The sequence below is a fragment of the Halomonas sp. 141 genome, from assembly GCF_002810305.1.
Taxonomy (GTDB): domain Bacteria; phylum Pseudomonadota; class Gammaproteobacteria; order Pseudomonadales; family Halomonadaceae; genus Vreelandella; species Vreelandella stevensii.
In genome coordinates this window covers 14915-31945 of the sequence record NZ_PINZ01000024.1, presented here as the reverse complement: position 1 = coordinate 31945, position 17031 = coordinate 14915, and the positions used below count along the sequence as shown (strand labels likewise).

General features: G+C 62.5%; 13 protein-coding genes and 1 pseudogene. 2 read left to right on the top strand and 12 right to left on the bottom strand.

Going from position 1 to position 17031, the window contains the following annotated elements; translation table 11 throughout:
* Nucleotides 1-49: 49 nt before the first annotated feature.
* The 7 genes and pseudogenes from CWI66_RS11500 to gmd form a co-directional block, all read right to left on the bottom strand.
* Nucleotides 50-1675 carry a hypothetical protein gene (locus CWI66_RS11500; protein WP_232710869.1) on the bottom strand — a complete coding sequence of 542 codons (1626 nt, stop codon included), beginning with the start codon at nt 1673-1675 and terminating at the stop codon, nt 50-52.
* A gap of 12 nt (nt 1676-1687) precedes the next feature.
* A pseudogene (locus CWI66_RS18700) lies at nt 1688-1762 on the bottom strand (hypothetical protein); the annotation flags it as partial.
* A gap of 644 nt (nt 1763-2406) precedes the next feature.
* Nucleotides 2407-3336 (bottom strand): NAD-dependent epimerase/dehydratase family protein, encoded by a 930-nt coding sequence (locus tag CWI66_RS11495; RefSeq protein ID WP_100731730.1) that lies wholly within the window; start codon nt 3334-3336, stop codon nt 2407-2409.
* The gene (locus CWI66_RS11490; RefSeq protein ID WP_100731729.1) at nt 3333-4973 is read right to left on the bottom strand and encodes a hypothetical protein; all 1641 of its coding nucleotides are present in this window, start codon (nt 4971-4973) and stop codon (nt 3333-3335) included. Before CWI66_RS11490 ends, CWI66_RS11495 begins: the two co-directional genes overlap by 4 nt.
* The gene (locus CWI66_RS11485) at nt 4970-5368 is read right to left on the bottom strand and encodes a GtrA family protein (protein WP_100731728.1); all 399 of its coding nucleotides are present in this window, start codon (nt 5366-5368) and stop codon (nt 4970-4972) included. Before CWI66_RS11485 ends, CWI66_RS11490 begins: the two co-directional genes overlap by 4 nt.
* A complete protein-coding gene (locus CWI66_RS11480; protein WP_100731727.1) occupies nt 5365-6432 on the bottom strand; it encodes a glycosyltransferase family 2 protein in 1068 nt (355 codons plus the stop codon). The genes CWI66_RS11485 and CWI66_RS11480 overlap by 4 nt, the downstream gene beginning before the upstream one ends.
* Before the next feature lie 21 nt (nt 6433-6453).
* A complete protein-coding gene (gene gmd, locus CWI66_RS11475; protein ID WP_100731726.1) occupies nt 6454-7485 on the bottom strand; it encodes a GDP-mannose 4,6-dehydratase in 1032 nt (343 codons plus the stop codon).
* A gap of 266 nt (nt 7486-7751) precedes the next feature.
* Between gmd and CWI66_RS11470 the strand changes: the two genes are divergently transcribed.
* Complete coding sequence (locus CWI66_RS11470; RefSeq protein WP_100731725.1) at nt 7752-8009, top strand: hypothetical protein; 258 nt, start codon at nt 7752-7754, stop codon at nt 8007-8009.
* 125 nt (nt 8010-8134) lie between these two features.
* Here CWI66_RS11470 and CWI66_RS11465 read toward each other — a convergent pair whose 3' ends face one another.
* Genes CWI66_RS11465 through CWI66_RS11450 form a run of 4 tightly spaced genes read right to left on the bottom strand, consistent with a single transcriptional unit; the run spans nt 8135 to nt 14536 of the window.
* Complete coding sequence (locus CWI66_RS11465) at nt 8135-11152, bottom strand: glycosyltransferase (RefSeq protein WP_100731724.1); 3018 nt, start codon at nt 11150-11152, stop codon at nt 8135-8137.
* On the bottom strand, nt 11149-12432 hold the full coding sequence (locus tag CWI66_RS11460; RefSeq protein ID WP_100731723.1) for a class I SAM-dependent methyltransferase: 1284 nt from the start codon (nt 12430-12432) through the stop codon (nt 11149-11151). The genes CWI66_RS11465 and CWI66_RS11460 overlap by 4 nt, the downstream gene beginning before the upstream one ends.
* Nucleotides 12433-12477: 45 nt before the next feature.
* The gene (locus CWI66_RS11455) at nt 12478-13710 is read right to left on the bottom strand and encodes an ABC transporter ATP-binding protein (protein WP_100731722.1); all 1233 of its coding nucleotides are present in this window, start codon (nt 13708-13710) and stop codon (nt 12478-12480) included.
* Between the two features lie 31 nt (nt 13711-13741).
* The gene (locus CWI66_RS11450) at nt 13742-14536 is read right to left on the bottom strand and encodes an ABC transporter permease (protein WP_100731721.1); all 795 of its coding nucleotides are present in this window, start codon (nt 14534-14536) and stop codon (nt 13742-13744) included.
* Between the two features lie 148 nt (nt 14537-14684).
* Here CWI66_RS11450 and CWI66_RS11445 point away from each other — a divergent pair, with 148 nt between their 5' ends.
* On the top strand, nt 14685-15851 hold the full coding sequence (locus tag CWI66_RS11445) for a glycosyltransferase family 4 protein (protein ID WP_198517547.1): 1167 nt from the start codon (nt 14685-14687) through the stop codon (nt 15849-15851).
* Between the two features lie 6 nt (nt 15852-15857).
* Here CWI66_RS11445 and CWI66_RS11440 read toward each other — a convergent pair whose 3' ends face one another.
* Entirely contained in the window at nt 15858-17030 is a 1173-nt protein-coding gene (locus CWI66_RS11440; RefSeq protein WP_100731719.1) for a glycosyltransferase, read from the bottom strand.
* Nucleotide 17031: the final 1 nt, after the last annotated feature.

The window sequence follows — 17031 nt, the reverse complement described above, 5'->3', positions numbered from 1 at the left end:
ACAGGCCGGGGGTTTCGGAGGCTCGCCCGAAGGCGAGCGCCAGGGGTCCTTAGGCGATGGAACCTGCCGCCAGGAAGCCGCTGGTGAAGCTGATGTCTTCAGCATTAACGCCAGTCAGGGTGATCGTGGTGATGTTGTCATCATTCAGATCACGGCCAGCTTCAGCGCCTGCTTCAACGAACAGCTGTAGGCCTGTGTCGCCCTGGCTCCAGAAGATTTCCAGGTCAGAAGCAGAGCCAACGCGATCGTTGATGGTCTCGCCTTCAGCCAGTTGAACCAGCTTGTAGTCAGGACCAAAGAAGATGCGATCAACGCCTGCGTCGCCGAAGTTGTCGATGCTGGCCGGGTTGGCAACGTCGTCAGCAAACAGGAATACGTCGTTTGCATCGGTCGCATCATCAGCCAGTGTCAGAAGTGTGAAGCCGAGGCCACCATCTTCAACGGAGTCGTTAATTGCGTCAAAAGCAGCTTCACGTGCTTCTTCAAGAGAAGTAAGTTCAGCTTCAAGTGCTACTACGGCTTCCCAAGCAGCGACTGCCTCGTTGAGATCTGTCAAGGTGTTTTGAGCAGCTTCAACAGCGCCTTCCAAACCAGAGATTGTACCAGCGATGCCTGCGGCATCCAGATCACCGGTAAATCCTGCAGCAATCAAAGCTTCTTCTTGTGCAGTGGTCAGCTCGATGTTGTTGAAAGTAGTTTCGCGAGCTTGTTGTGTTTGCAGCGCAGTTGCGGCCGTGGTGCTAGCTGCTTTTTCCGCCTGCAGAGCAGCCTGCAGAGCAGACAGACCTGGGTAGTCGGCTACAGGCAGACCCTGAGGAATAACGTACTGACCTTGAGCGTTCAGCTGAAGCACAGTTTCATTATTGACTACTACTAAAGTAGCATCAGCACGGGTTGCTACAGGGCCCTCTGCATCTTCATAGCTGATGCCTGCGACGTCATAAGCATCGTTACGGTTTGCGAACGCAACTTCAGCACCGTCTGCATCGGCAGCGGCTGAGGCAAGGGCAGCGTCGGCCGCTTCACTAGCAGCTACTGCATTGGTGTAGTTGTTCAGAGCCACACGCAGACCAGAGATGGCATTGATTGCGGCGTTAGCAGCATCCAGGTCATCTTGTGCGTCTTCGATAGCTTTTTGACGCTCAGCACGCTCGTCTGCAATCAGGCCTGCTTTAGTATTTGCACGTGCACTTGCAAATTCGGTTTGATCGATGCCAAGCTCGTCTACTAATGCATTTTGAGTTGCAGTAACAGCCCCTTCGATGTCCGCACGGGTTGCCGCTTCTGCTGTGTCATTGTTAACAACAGCAGCTACGTCTTCGTTGTCTAGGGCAGCAGCAAGGAAATCTTCGATGGCTTGTTCTGCTTCACGCAGCTCTTCCAACGCAGAACGCAGGTCAGCAGTGTCAACCGGCAGAACGCCAGACTCAATCGCGTCAACTACAGCTTGTACGTCGTAGTTTTCAACGTTGGTGTTTTCGTTGATGGTCGCCAGGAACGCACGGCCATAGGCAGCAGCGTCGGCGCCGTCATAAGCAACTTCGCCAGAAGCGACCAGGGCAGTGAACTGGTTCGCCAGGGTGACCTTGTTCTGCAGGCCAGTGGCGTCGCCACCTTGTGCACCGTTGGCGATTTCCAGAGCGATGGAAGCCAGCGGCGTGCCTTCAGCCAGCACGTCCAGCCAGTACTGCAGGCCTTCGGCTTCGGCGTCACGGCCGAACAGCTGCTGGTACAGGTTGTTGATCAGGGCTACGCTGCCCAGGTCGCCAAATTCAGCTTCGAATTCAGCAGAGTTGCCGAAGTCAGCAGCGATGCCGGCAACGCCAACTTCAGCGATTTGCTCAGCCCAGAATTCCAGACCCGCCGGGTCAGCCGGACGGCCCTAGTATGCAACGTAGAGGAGTTGTGCTTGGTTCAGTTCAGCTTGTGTTGCCATGGGACTATAGTCTCCTTGCAGATTAGGACAACCGGCATTTTTTTACGCCCGATTCCCTTGAATTACCTTGAGCGCTCAAGGTTACTGGTTAATGAATGGCGATTTCCAATGCTGCTCAGCTTTTTGGCTGAGCCACGCTCCATGAATCCCAAACAAAAACAGGTGACACTTTATGGCGGCGGTGCTGTAAAAGTCAATGTTTGCCGCATGTTTTAAAAGCCGTGAAAAGCACCTTTAAAACCCACTATTTAGCTCAACTTTCAACATTTACTGCAGCGGTTGCCCGCCTGCTGCCGAGCCACCCTGGCCACTAACGATCAACGCTTGCCTTGCATCATTGATTTTCGAACAGCGTTTGTCAACTACCCATTGTGCAAGGTTAGTGGCTTTTCACCCCGCCGGGGTGGCCCGAGCCTGCCCGCCGTGCCAGCTCTCAGTGTAGCCAAGCTGGCCCGTGGCTGCACGTTAAATCATGCCGGGGGCGGGCTGGCCTGGGCAGCGGCGAGCATGTCGGCCAGGGTGGTGGCCAGGGGGGTCGTGTGATGCGGCTGCCCCAGACGCTGCGCCAGCCGCTCGGCGCTGCCGCGCAGGCTGTTGATTTCGTTGGCGCGCACGAAGGCGGGGTTGACCTTGACGGTGATCTCGTAGCCCGCCAGCCGGTTCATGTGGGCAATCAATTCATCGAGCGGGGTGGCCGTGCCGGAGCAGACGTTGACCACTTGACCGCTGTGTTCGGCGGCAAACGGGGCTTCGAGCAGGCCCAGGTAGGCGCTGACCACGTCGCGCACATCGGAAAAGTCGCGGCTGACGTGGGTGTTGCCCAGCTCGATGTCGCGGCAGCCGCGGGCGAAGTGGTCGACGATCTTGGGGATCAGAAAGCGGGTGTCCTGCCCCGGGCCGGTGTAGTTGAAGGGCCGGGCGATGACCAGCGGCAGGCGCTGGCGAAAGGTGCGGGCCATGTGTTCCATGGCCAGCTTGGAGCAGGCGTAGTGGTTGACCGGCGCGGGGGGCTGCTGTTCGCTGAGCACGGGCTGGTCGGTGTCGCCGTAGACGTTGGCGCTGCTGGCCACCAGCACGCGCCTGGGCGGGGTGGGCAAGGCGGCCAGGGCGGCCAGCAGGTGCTCGGTGCCCAGTACGTTCACTCGGTAGAAGGCGGCGGGGTCGTCGTGGCCGACGAACGCCAGCGCGGCCAGGTGTACCACGTAGTCGGGCCGGGCCTGGGCCACCAGTGCCTGTACGGCCTGGGGGTCGTCCAGTTCGGCGGCCAGGGTGTGTTCGGCGGCGGTGGCGGTGTGCGGGCTGCGTACGGCGGCCACCACGCGGTGGCCTCGACGTTGCAGGGTGTCGATCATCCAGCGGCCAGTAAAGCCTGCCGCGCCGGTTACCAGTGTGGTGGTCATGGGCATACCTCGGCCTGGGGCGGTGGTTGGGGGTGGTCGACCAGCGGGCAGATGACGGGCTGCGGCACGCCGGGGTCGTGGGTGGCCAGCGGCTGGCACTGGTCTACTTGTAGCTGTAGCCCGAAGCAGGCGGCCAGGCCGTGGGGGCCGTTGGCCTCTGCCGGGGCGGGGGTGACCCAGTAGCGCGTTTCGCTGTTGGCCAGCAGCGCCCGGGCGTGCTGGCCGGTCAGGGTGTCGGCGTGCAGGGTGGCGTTGACGCTGACGAAGTGGCGCGGCCCGGGCAGCGCGACGGCCAGGTAGTTGAGCGGGGGGTCGCCCTGGGCCACGGCCACCAGCGCATCACGGGTGTCTACCGGGCTGTTCAGCGCCATCAGCGAGGGCTGGCTGGCGGGCACGCGGCCCCAGTTGGGCAGTTGGGTGGTGGCCATCAGCAAGGCGGCGACCGCCAGGCTGGCCAGGGCCAGCCCGCGCGGGGCGCCCTGCCCTGCCCGCCGTTGGCAGGCCACGCCCACCAGCGCCAGCAGTAGCCAGGGGGCGAGCAGCTCCAGCGGCAGCATGTAGCGGTATATGGCGAACTGCTTGAGCCAGATGGCGTAGGTGAACAGCATCAGCAGCGCCATGAAGCGCAGCGAGCGGCGCTGGGTGAGCGAGAGGCCGCGCCAGGGCCATAGCGCCCCCAGTGCCGCCAGCAGCCCCAGCGAGAGGCGGCCATCGGCAAACGGGACTTCACTGACCAGTACGTTGGCCTGCCACCAGTAGAAGGGGTAGAACAGCCACTGGGCCAGCCCCTGGGGGTCTAAGCGGGGGTCGCGTTCGGTAATGGGTGCCCACCAGGGGGATTGGAAGAGGCTGTTGAAGAATGGGTAGAGCGGGCTTTCGTAGCGCAGTTGCAGCAGGCCGAACCACCAGCCCCCGGCCACCAGCAGCCCGAGCGTGGCGGCCAGGGCGCCGGGCCACAGGGCGTGAACGCGTGGCCGGGTGAAGAACCAGGCCAGCGCCGGGCCGAGCACGAACAGGCCAAAGGTGATTTTCAGGCCCATGGCGGCGCCCAGGGCGAAGAAGCCGAGGGCGGGCCAGCGCTGGTCGTCGGTGAGGCGCAGGCCACGCAGCAGGCAGAGGCAGCCCAGCAGGACCAGAAACGTGACCGCCAGGTCGTTGAAGGTGGTGCCCAACTGGCCCAGCGTGACGGCGCCCGTGCAGGAGACCAGCCAGCCCAGCGCCAGCAGCGCGGCGGGCAGCGGCAGTTGGCGGCCCAGTTCGCGGTAGAGCAGCAGCATGGCCCAGGCGACCAGTGCGCCGGGAATGCCCATCAGCGCGGTGACCGGCCGCAGGTCGTCGGGCCAGAGGCTGACCAGGGCGTAGTACGGTAGCTGGGGCAGTGGGTTGAGGAACCACTGGACGTTCCAGCCCATGTCGGCCTGCCAGCGGGCGTTGAGCAGCGCCCAGGGGTTGTAGAGGTGGTAGTTGCGCAAATCCCAGTTGGCATCGGCCCCCATTGCCAGGCTGCCCGCGGCGGCCACGGCCATGAGCAGCGCCAGCAGCATCAGGTGGTGGTAGCCCTTGAGGGGGTGGTGAAACAGCGCTTGCAGGGGGGCGTTCAGCCGTTGCCGGGCGGTGGGGGTCGCCGGTGAGGTCATGACTTGCCTCCGAATACCCAGTAGCGGGCCAGCAGGAAGTTGGCGCCCATCCCGGCGAGGGAGCCTGCGGCCACGGCGAGAAACAGGAAGCGTTCGAACAGCGGGATCTGGGCGACCAGCAGGGCGTAGGTGCCCAGATTGAGCCCACCGCCGACCAGGCAGGCGGCCACGTAGCTGCCGAGGCTGCGTTTTTCGGTGTGGCGCAGTTCGCGGTGCTTGAAGGTGTAGCGCCGGTTGAGCTGCCAGGTGGTGGCCACGGCGGCGGCAAACGAGACCAGCCGGGCCAGCCACGGGCCTGCGCCCGCGGCGGCCAATACGGTCACCACGCCTGCATCTACCACGAACCCGATGGTGCCTACTACCGCAAACCCGGCGCTTTCACGCCAGATGCTCATGCGGAGGTTTCCCCTGCCGCATTGGGCTGCCCCTGGGGGGCGCTGTGCAGGGGGGCGCTGTGGCCGGGGGCTTCGGGCGTGGCGGCCTGGGGGCTGGCGGGCTGGCCCGTGCCTTGTGTGCTGCCCCAGGGGTGGCGCGGGGGCGGCGGTACGGCCAGGTAGTGCAGGCGCTTCAGCTCATGGCGGCCACGGGTCACGGTGTCCAGCACGGCGCCGGTGGTGAGCGACAGTCCGGCCAGCAGGCCCAGCCCCATGCCGGCAATCAGGGAGGGAAAGCGCGGCACTAGCCCGGTGTCCAGGTAGGTGGCCAGCACGGGGACGATGAGGATCGCGGAGAGCAGCGCGAGTACCAGCGCCAGCCCGGCGTAGCACCATAGCGGGCGTTCGCTGGCGTAGAGCTTGGCCAGGGTTCGCAGAATGCGGAAACCGTCGCGGTAGGTGCTGAGCTTGCTTTCGCTGCCTTCGGGGCGTGCGCCGTAGGGGGTGGACTGTTCGGCGCAGGGCATGCGCAGTTCCAGGGCGTGAACGGTGAGTTCGGTTTCGATTTCAAACCCTTGTGCCAGGGCGGGGAAGGATTTGACGAACCGGCGGGAGAAAATCCGATAGCCGGAGAGCATGTCGGAGAAGCTGCCGCCGAAAATACGTTGGGCCACTCCGGTCAGCATTTTGTTGCCGAACTGGTGGCCGCTGCGGTAGGCACTCTGGTCTTCGTGGACGCGGGTGCCTACGACCATGTCGTAGCCGCCTTCGCAGAGCTGTTCGATCAGCTTGGGGGCGCTGGGTGCATGGTAGGTGGCATCGCCATCGGCCAGTACGTAGATGTCGGCGTCGATATCGGCAAACATGCGGCGTACCACATTGCCTTTGCCGGGCTTGTCGACGTGGTGCACGCGTGCGCCTGCCTGGGTGGCCAACGCGACGGTGTCGTCGGTGGAGGCGTTATCGAACACGTGAATGGTGGCGCTGGGCAGCGCCGCCTGAAACTGCTGAACCACCTGGGTGATGGCGGCGGCTTCGTTACGACACGGCAGGAGTACGGCAATACTGGGCGATGACGAGGTCATGGAAGTTCCTTTTCAGTGACGTTATGCGCTGGTGCCGGCGGCAACACGCTTGAGGTCGGCTTCGACCATCATGCGGCACAGCTCTTCCAGGCTGGTGGTGGGCTTCCAGCCCAGTTCCTGGGTGGCTTTGTCGGGGCTGCCGATGAGCAGCTCGACTTCTGCCGGGCGGTAGAAGCGCGGGTTGATGACCACGACCTTGTTGCCCGTAGCGGTGTCGACGGCGAATTCGTCTTCGCCCTGCCCTTCCCAGCGCAGTTCGATGTCGGCGGCCTTGAACGCCAGGGTGACGAAGTCACGCACGGTTTCGGTCCGGTTGGTGGCCAGCACGTAGGTGTCGGGGGTGTCGGCTTGCAGCATGCGCCACATGCCTTCGACGTACTCTTTGGCAAAGCCCCAGTCGCGCTTGGCGTCGAGGTTGCCAAGCTCCAGGCGCTCTTGCTTGCCCAGTTTGATGCGGGCGACGCCATCGGTGATCTTGCGGGTCACGAACTCGCGGCCACGCAGCGGCGATTCGTGATTGAACAGGATGCCGCTGGTGGCGAAGATGTCGTAGGACTCGCGGTAGTTGATGGTCATCCAGTGGGCGTAGAGCTTGGCGACGCCATAGGGGCTGCGCGGGTAGAACGGGGTGGCTTCGGTTTGCGGTACTTCCTGCACCTTGCCGAACATTTCGGAGGTGGAGGCCTGATAGAAGCGGATGGAGCTGTCGACGATGCGAATGGCTTCCAGCAGGTTGACCGCGCCCAGGCCGGTGATCTCGGCGGTGGTCAGCGGCTGGTCGAAGGAGACGCCCACGAAGCTTTGCGCGGCGAGGTTGTAGATTTCACGCGGTTTGCACTGCTGCACCAGGCGAATGCTGGCAGAGAGATCGGTCAGGTCGTACTCCACCAGGTGCAGGTTGGGGTGGTTCTCGATGCCCAGCTCTTCGATACGCCAGAAGTTGACGGAGCTGGTGCGGCGATAGGTGCCGTAAACGGTGTAGCCCTTTTCCAGCAGTAGCTCGGCGAGATAGGCGCCGTCCTGGCCAGTAATACCTGTCACGATCGCGTTCATGACGCTTTTCCTTTCAGTTTGCATGGTAACGAGCTGCTCTGTGTGAGCAGTGGATAAAGGGGGGTATTGTGGCGGGATGGCTTGCGGTGTCAACCCGATTTGCGAGCGCTGCTGTTTTTGGGGAGGAATTTCATACCGTTTTGGCGTTTCTGGTAACCTGTTGTCACCAAAAACCTGGGTCTTTGCATGTTGGTGGCGCGTGCCTGCGGTACTCCCCGCCCATGCTTCCGTGACTGCTGTTCGCTACTGCTCTTGAGGAACCTGCCATGTTTGCCGTGAACGATAGAACCACTGGCGATATTCGTATCGATGCGTTGCTGTACCCGGCGTCGTTTTTGTCGGCGGGCCTCCATGCAGGCACGCCGGTGGAAATTTCCTACCGTTTCATGGAGCGCGCACCCACCGCCGATGAGGTGAACTATCGCCCGGAGGATTATCCGGGCTTTGAGCCCATGGATGCGGTGCTGCAACGTTTGGCACGGGAGGCCATGGCGCATGCTGGTGAACTTCAGCGAGAGTGCTGAAAACCGTGCCAACGTGGCCGATGTGATCAGCGAGGGAATTGCTTACACGCCCTGGAGCATGGTGGAAATTGCCTAGCCCCCTGTAGGCGGCGCACGCTTGGCGTGCGCCGTGCAGTGGCGGCTGCTCAGCGTTGCGGCGCTGGCAGCACCTGGGCGAGCAGTTGCTGGGCGCTTTGTTCCCAACTGAGCCAGGGCATGTCGGCCACGCTGGGGGTCTGGCCTGCCTGATAGGCGGTGAACCAGGCGTCCAGTTCCTTGGCGAGCCCTTCCCCGTCGGTGGCGCTGAAGAAGCTGGCGTGACGGCCGGCGACTTCACGGAATACCGGTATATCCCGCGCGATGATGGGAATGCCCCGCTGGGCGGCTTCGATCAGCGGCAGGCCAAAGCCTTCGCCTTCCGAGGCGGCCACCAGCGCGCTGCTGGTGCGGTATAGCTCGGAGAGCATGTCGTCGCTGGCGCCTTCTACCCAGAATAGCCGTTTGCCCTGTTCGGGGTGTTCGTTGAGGCGCTTGGCCATGGCGTCCATTTTCCAGCCCAGTTTGCCGACGATGACCAGCCGTGCGGGGTGGCCTTGCTGCCATAGCGCTTCCATGGCGCTGATGACCTGGGCGTGTCCCTTGCGCGGTTCCAGGGTGCCGACCATGAGCAGGATGGGGGCGTCGCCGCTGAGCTGCTGCAGCGTGGCGGTGTCTTCGGGACGCAACCCTTGGCTGGCGGCGCGGGCGGTGAAGTCGGCCCCCAGGTGGAAGTGGCCGAGATGCGGTAGCTCGCCTTGGGGACGCAGCGGTTCGGGGAGCTGGTAGGCGCAGGCGCGGATGTCGTCGGCCACGGCGGCGGAGATGCAGCAGAGCCCGTCCGCCAGCCGGAGTACCCGCGAGAGCCAGTCTTCGTAGGTGCCTTCGACGAAGTCGGGGAAGTGCTGGGGAAACTGCATGGGCAGCGCGTCGAAGACGGTGAAGTAGAGCTTGACCCCCAGGGCTCGCATGGCTTGAAAGCGGGGGTAGGTGTTGGCCAGCACCGGCGGGGACCACTCCAGCGAGAGGTAGATGTCGCCAGGGCGTGGGGTACAGGGTTCGTCGTCACCGAAGATGGGGTCTAGCCCGAGGCGTTCGGCAGCGTAGGCGCGGGCGTAGTGCCACTCGCCGCCCAGGCTGCGGATCAGCTCGACTCGGTAGCCTTCTGGCGGGGTGTGCAGCAGTATCTCGCAGAGGTTGCGGGTGACGCGTTCGATGCCGGTGCGCAGGTCGTGGTTGGCAATGTTCGATACGTCGATCAGCAGGCGCGGCCCGTGTATGGGGGGCTGGGCGATGTCGATGGCTTCGGCCAGGGCTGCCAGGTCGGGCGTGTCGAGCCTTAGTCCTTCCTGCTGGCCCAGCCGGGTGATGTCTTCCAGCAGGCTTTGGTAGCGTCCCAGACGGCTTTGGTGGTGCAGTGTTTCCATGGCGCTGGCATAGGCGCTGCCGACGGCGTCGGGGCCGTGGCGTTCACTGACGTAGCGCTGCCCGGCGGCACTGAGCGCGTGACGATAGTCGGCGTCGTGGTAGAGCGTTTCCAGCGCTTGGGTGAGTGCGCTTTCTTCTACCTCGTCTGGGGTCAGGTGGGCTACGTCGGCGGGCAGTTCGGCCACCGAGCCATGGGCGTTGGCGATCAGTGGCAGGCCAGCGGCCAGGCAGTCGAAAACGGCGGCCGAGGTTTCGCCCCGTGAGTGCGCTCGCAGCTGGACGCCTACGTCGGCGGCCTGCAGGTAGTGCTGGTAGGTGGCGGCGCTGGCGTAGTCGGTGACGTGGACGGTGGCGGCTTGGGTGTAGTTTTTCAGCCAGGTTTCCATTTGCCGCTGGTAGGCGGCGTGGCCGTAGCCTCCTACGGCAATGAGGTGGACGTGGGGCTGCTTGACCAGACTGCTGCTGGTGAAGGCATCGAACAGTTGCTGGGTGCACTTGTTGGGGGTGATCAGCCCGAAGGTGCAGATCACGAAGGCATCGGGGGCGATGCCAAGCTGCTCCCTGGCGGCTTGCTGTCGCGCTTGGCGGGGAGTATCGGTGCCGTTCATGAGCCGCAGGAAGGGCACGTAGTGCCAGTCGTTCAGTTGCTGCGGCGGGTACCATTGGCGGGCCAGCCCAATGGCATATTGGGAGTGCACGAGTACGCCGGTGGCTCGCGATACGACGGGGTGGTTCAGGGGGCAGTGACGCAGCGTGCGTTCTACACCGGCCTGGGTGAGGTCCTGAGCCCATTGAGCTACCGCGCCGTAGCCGTGGGCGTTGTAAAGCACGCGGCCAAAATCGAGCTGTTGGTCGGCAATGTGCTTGATGGCATCGCCGCTGAAGAAGTCGTGCAGCACTACGCAGCCGGGGTGCTTGTCGAGCATGGCCAGCATGTGGGTGTGGTGCTGGGAGTTGCCCCAGTGGTAAAGCACTCGGTCGAAGGTGTGGCCGTGTTCCATGAACCATTGGCTGTCGCGGATGGCAAACCGCTGGGCCAGCTCGGCGGGCTCGACGCTCTCCTGTTCGACGATCAGGGTGAGGGTGTAATGGGCGGCCAGGGCTTCCAGTAGCTCGGCGCTGTAGTCGGCAATGCCGGTTTGCAGCGGGGGCAGCGGTGACACCAGCGCGAGCCGTGGGGCGGCACTGGCTGCCATGAGCGGGGGCTGTGGGCTGGCCTGGGGCAGGCGTTCGAGCCATGCATGCAGGGTGGCCTGGGTGGCATCCTGGTCGTGCTGTTCCGGGTCGAGGGCCAGATGCGGGTAGCGGCTCCAGGGGGTTGCGCCGTCGGTGAAGGTGTCGTGCTGCGCGGCAACGTCAGGGGCCAGCACCAGGATGGCGTCGGGTCGCAGGGGCTCGATGGCGAATTCACTGATGCGTGCCTGCAACCGGCGCTTGACCTGCTGGTTGAGCGTGTGGGCATCTTCACTCACGGGGGCAGCCAGGGGCAGCGGCGTGACGCGAATGTGCGCGTGTTCGAGCTGCTGGGCCAGCCGCTGTCGGGTGGCCAGTGCGTCACTGCCCTGCCCTTTTTCGGTGTCGAGGAGGTGTACGTACAGGGTGGCGTGTGGGTGCTGCCGTTGCAGGCTTTCAATGAGCACGGCGGCGTGCTCACGGTAGCGTGCGTGGTGGCTTCCCAGCTCCAGAACCAAACGCATCATTGATCTCCTTCCTGGTGCTTTTCCGGGTGCTGCCCCAGCCGCTGTTCAAGGTCGCTGGTAATGCGCCGACGCTGTTCGTTTTGGTAGGTGGCACTGGCGTGGCCGCCGTGGGCGACGACTGGCTGGCCTTCCAAACGCTGTTTGAAGCGACGCAGGCCGGGGGCTCGGTCCAGCAGCCGTTGGCCTGCGGGCTGTACGCCGGGAATGCGTATGATGAGGCGCAACATCAGCCGCAGGGCTTTGAGCACGGCCGCCTTGGCCTTGCCCGGCCCTTTGCGAATCACGCGGCTGGTGAAACGCAGCGGTGCTGTGATGCGCCAGGAGAGGCTGGCATGGGTGGACAGCAGCTGCTGGTAGACCTTGTCGGCCTTGTCTTCCAGGGTGTGCAGTCTGGACTGGGTGTCGTGCAGCTCGCGACGGGCGGCATGGTAGTGCTCTTCCACGGCGGCGGTGCGTGCCTTGGCGGCCTCTACGTCTTGCTTGAGCTGTGCCTTGAGGCGGCCATTTTCGTCGTGAAGCTGCTCCCATTCGCGCTGGAGCTGTTCCAGTTCGATATTGATCTGCTGTAGCGGGCGCTCCAGGTCGTTACGGGTGAGGTGGTGAATCAGCGCGGCTTGCTGTTCGGTGCGCTGTTTCTGGGCCACGAGGCCGTAGTCGGGGTGGGCGCTGAGCGACCAGGCGACTCGGGCCAGCGGCGAGCTGTGCTCTTCGGGGGCTGCGGGGCCGTTGAGCTTGAGAATCTGGTTGTCGGCAAAGCCGGCTTCTTCTCCCAGAAACTGCATGAGCAGTGGCGGGATGGGATGCCGGTGGGTGGGGTCCATGTAGAAGGTCCACAGGCCGACATTGAGGTTTTCGGGGTTGGGGGTTTCCAGGATCAGTAAACCACCGGGCTTGAGCACGCGATGGGCTTCCTGCATGAGGCCCATGAGGGTATCGAACGGCAGGTGCTCGGCAATGTGGAATCCGGACACCAATGCGACGCTGTCGGTTTCGAAGGTGGCGAGCTTTTCGAAGGCGTCGGCGCATTCGGCGTTCAGGCCTTTGGCGTGGCAGCTGGCGATCATGTCGACATTGGTGTCGATGCCCAGCACTTCGAAGCCCTGCTCTTGCATCAGCTCCAGCCATTCGCCTCGGCCACAGCCTACGTCAATGGCCAAGCCGCCGGGGTAGAAAGCTTGCACCTGAGCAGTGGTGGGCAAGTAGGCATGCAGGCGCTGTTTAATCTCTTCCGGGGCTCCCCGAAAGCGCTCTTCGAATCTCAGGTAAAAGTCGTCTTGCATGGCAGTATCCTTAACGCTTGACGCGGCGGCCAGCCGGGCCGGTCTTTAGGGGGTGTGTCGTTGGGCCGTCATCGTGGTGGGCAAGTGGCAGACCCCGATAAAGTAGGGGTGGCCTTCGTTGACCACGTCGAATACCACCGCGTGGTCCCACCAGTGGTAGTTGGCGCTGACATGGCTGTCGTCAGCGTGTACCGAAAGCGAGATGGAGTAGCTGCCTGGCCCCAGCTTCGCGGGGAAGTTGACGCAGTACTCGATGACGTCGCCTTGCTTGGCATCGTGAATGATCTGGTGTTGGTGCCAGGTATTGGTGCCGTAGACGTGCTGGCCTAGCCGGTCTTTGATGAGGTAGCCAAACACGAGGCTGGGCAGGTCACTGTTGAGAGCGACGCGAACACGCAGTTCTACTTCTTCATCGACGCGAACGTATTCGATGGGTTGGTCTTGACGATTGTAGAGGCCCACTTCGGTGATGCGCGCTTCGCCGGTACCGGAGATGGTTTGTGACTTGCCTTCTTCGGTGGTGCGCACTTCGACCATGCTGTTTTCTTTTTCTGCAATCAGGGCGTTGTAGTAGTCCATGACATCGCCGGGGGGGCCATCTTTGATGATGGCCCCTTTTTCGAGCAGTACGGCGCGATCACAGAGCCCTTGCACCAGACTGGGGTCGTGGGAGACCAGCAGTAGCGAGGTTCCCTGGGCCTGAAACTCGCGGATACGGTCGTAGCTTTTGTGCTGAAAGTAGCTGTCGCCCACTGACAGGGCTTCATCGACAATGAGGATGTCGGGGCGCTCGGCAGTGGCGACGGCGAACGCGACGCGCATTTGCATGCCGCTGGAGTAGGTACGCACGGGCTTGTCGAAGTAGTCGCCTATTTCGGCAAAGGCTTCGACCCGGGGCATCATGGCATCGATCTGTTCGGCATCGAACCCCATGAGGCTGGCGGTGTAGCGGGCGTTGTGCCGACCGGAAAATTCGGGGTTGAAGCCCATGCCCAGTTCGAGAATGGCGGCAATGCGCCCGCGCACGTTGATGTGGCCCTGGGTGGGGGCCAGGGTGCCGGTGATCATTTTGAGCAGGGTGCTTTTGCCCGCGCCGTTCTGGCCTACGATGCCGAGCGCTTCTCCGGGGCGCACGGTGAAGTTGATGTGGCGCAGAATCCAGGTTTGCTGGCTGGCCTGCACCGGGAGAAACCAACTGGCAACGCGGTGCCATTCCGAGCGATAGCGGCTGTAGGCCTTGCCGACGTCGCTGACTTCCATCAGGTAACTTGAGTCCATTTTTTCACCTTTGGCTTAACGAGCCGCTACCTTAGAGGGCATCTGACATTTCCGGCGAGGCCTTGCGGAACAGCAGCAGGCCAACGATGAGCAGGCAGAGGGCGAGTATCGCCGTGGGCAGTAACGAGGCCACGCTGGGGGAGTGCCCGTAGACCAGTATGTTCTGGTAGGCATTGACGATCGGGAACAGCGGGTTGTAGTGGAACAGGTGCCGATACTCTTCCGGCACGATGACCAGTGGGTAAACGATGGGTGTGAGCCAGAACCAGAACTGCAGCACGATGGTGACGAACTGGCCCACGTCCCGAATGAAGACGTTGAGCACGCCCAGAATCAGCCCGAAGCCAAGCGCCAGCGCGGCTGTCAGCAGCATCATGGGGACGATCCAGAGCAGCTCGCTGCCGCCTAGGTGGCCCAGCACCGCGAAGACGCCCAGAATGGCAATGAACAGGATGACATTGTTGATCAATCCGGTCCCCATGACGATGATGGGAAGTGCTATGCGCGGAAAGCGCATTTTCTTGATGAGGTTGGCGTTGTCGATGAACAGCGTGAGCGTTCGATTGAGCAACTCGAAAAACAGGGTCCAGGCCAGAAACCCTGCCGAGAGATAGATGGCGTAGGCGTACTGGTTGTCGATTCCGGGTAGCCGAGCGGCCAGTATTTCTGAAAGGATGAGTGCGTAGACGAGCACCATGGCCAACGGTTGGGCGACCATCCAGATGAAACCAAAGCGGCTTCTGGCGAAGCGGTTGGCAAAGTCGTTGCGTATCGAGTCAATGATGAACTGGCGATAAGACCAGATTCCTCGCAGTAAGCCGAGCATCGGCGCTCCTTTTCCTTAAGAACGTGTTGCGGTGCCTTGGCGCTCAGCACACGACCGCCGAATGATACGCGAACACCTGTGTGGGCACCACCCAGGGGCTGGGTGTGGTAGTCTGGCGGATTATTACGTTTTGATGATCGAGCCTTCGATGAAGCTTTTGACCGACCTGGATTGTCTTGCCCCCCCGCTGACGGGCATTGGCCATTACACTCGCGAATTGACCCAACGGTTGATGCATGCGCATTCGGTGCACGAGGTCCGTGCGATGTTTCATGGCCGCTTTGTAGACACTGCGGGAGTGGAAACGTTGCTGAACCATGCGTTGATGCCAGGAGCAGCGGCATCGGCTGGTTTATTGACGCGTCTGAAACCACTGGTGCGTGAACTTCCCATGGCTCGCTGGGCTTGGCAGCGCGTGAAGGCACAGCGCTTTGCTGCGGTGAGCCGTCAGTGGCAGCCCGATGTCTACTGGGAACCCAATTTCATCCTGAAACCAGCAGCCTGCCCGGCGGCAGTGACCATTTATGACCTTTCTCCGCTGGCGCTGCCCGAGCTGCACCCCGCTTCGCGCATTGCGTTGCTGAAGCAGTCGCTCATTTCCTCGGTGGCACGGGCTGACCGCGTGGTGACCATTTCCCGGTTTACGGCGCAGGCACTGGAGACTCATCTGGGGGTAGCCAGCGAGAAGGTCCGACTGGTGCCTCCAGCGGCGGGAGCGGACTTTCACCCCTATTCGGAACACGAGCAGGCTGCGCTGCGCGAGCGCTATGAGTTGCCGGCTCGGTTCATTCTTTCGGTGGGCACCCTTGAGCCGCGCAAGAATCTTTCACGCTTGCTGAGCGCCTATGAGCGCTTGCCCGATGCGCTGCGCGCGGACTGGCCGTTGGTGTGTGTGGGTGCCAAGGGGTGGAATGATGCCGCCCTTTCGGCGGACATCGAGCGACTTTCTGCGCGGGGAGAATTGATCCGGCTGGGCTATGTCCCACAGCAGGATTTGCCTTGCTTGACCGCCGCTGCTGGGTTGATGGCGTATCTGTCGATTTATGAGGGGTTCGGCATGCCGGTGGTGGAGGCCATGGCCTGTGGCACGCCGGTATTGACCAGCCAGGGGACGGTCATGGAGGAGGTGGCCGAACAGTGCGCTTTCTATGCCGACCCGCTCAGCGTGGAGAGCATTCATGCAGCGCTCGAGTCGGCACTCCATGATGTTTCTGCACGCGAGCGGTTTACCCTGGAGGGGCCTGCCATGGCGGCAAAGTATTGCTGGGCAGACTCGGCGCAGGTACTGCACGATACCCTGGCCGAGCTGACATGAGCCCCCTCAGGGCTCGTGCGAGGCCTCGCCCTGAGCTTGCCGAGCAGCCATGAGCTGCTGAACGGTGTGCTCGATGGCCTGACAAAAGTGAGCACTGGCGAAGCGCTGGGCACTATTGCGGCACAGTGCGGGCGAGAACGGCGGCTCCGGGGAAGTCTGCCGTTCGCCGGACGCTTCCGGGCGCGCTTCTTCAAAGCGTGTCAGGGCGGTGAGCAACGCTGAGACACTTTGCTCGGGCACCCAGAGCCCGGTGACTTGATCGATGATGGTTTCTCGCATGCCCCCTACCCCATACCCAATGACGGGCGCTCCTGCGGCCTGGGCTTCCACTGGCAAAATACCGAAGTCTTCTTCTGCCATGAACACGAAGGCGCGGGCACGTTCCAGGTGGTCGATCAGCACGCTGTCTGGCTGGTAGCCCAGTAGCGTGACGTTGGGGCCTGCCTTGGCTTTCAGCTTGGCAAAGTCGGGTCCGTCGCCAATCACGATGAGCTGGCGTTGCGGGGTGCGGTTGAAGGCGTCGATGACCAGGTCAATGCGTTTGTAAGGCACCATCCGCGAGGCGGTGAGGTAGAACGCTTCTCGCGGCCGGTCAGCACGGAATTTTTCGACTTCTACCGGGGGGTAGATGACGCTGGATTCACGCCGATAGAAGGTTTCTATACGCCGCTTGATGTAGTGGGAAATGGCGATGAAGTGGTCGACACGCTGGGCGCTGACGTAGTCCCACTGGCGCAAACGATGGAGCTGCCAGCGCATGATGCCACTCATCAGGCCTTTGTGGTTACCGGACTGACGCAGGTATTGGTGCTGCATGTCCCAGGCGTAGCGCATGGGGCTGTAGCAATAGCACAGGTGCAGGGCTCCTGGGTCTGAAATGATGCCCTTGGCCACCGCATGGCTGCTGCTGAGAATCAGGTCGAATCCTTTGAGATCGAACTGTTCAACGGCCAGGGGCATGAGTGGCAGGTAGCGCCGATAGTGCTTGCGCGCAGCAGGCAGGCGCTGAATGAAGCTGGTATGAATTTTTCGTCCCGCCAGACAAGGGATCTTTTCCACGTCGAGAAAATTGACCATGGTGAAGATCTCGGCCTGGGGGAAACAGGCAAGCAACTCGGCCAGTGCTTTTTCAGCACCGGCCCAGGTGGTCAGCCAGTCGTGAACGATGGCGACTTTCATG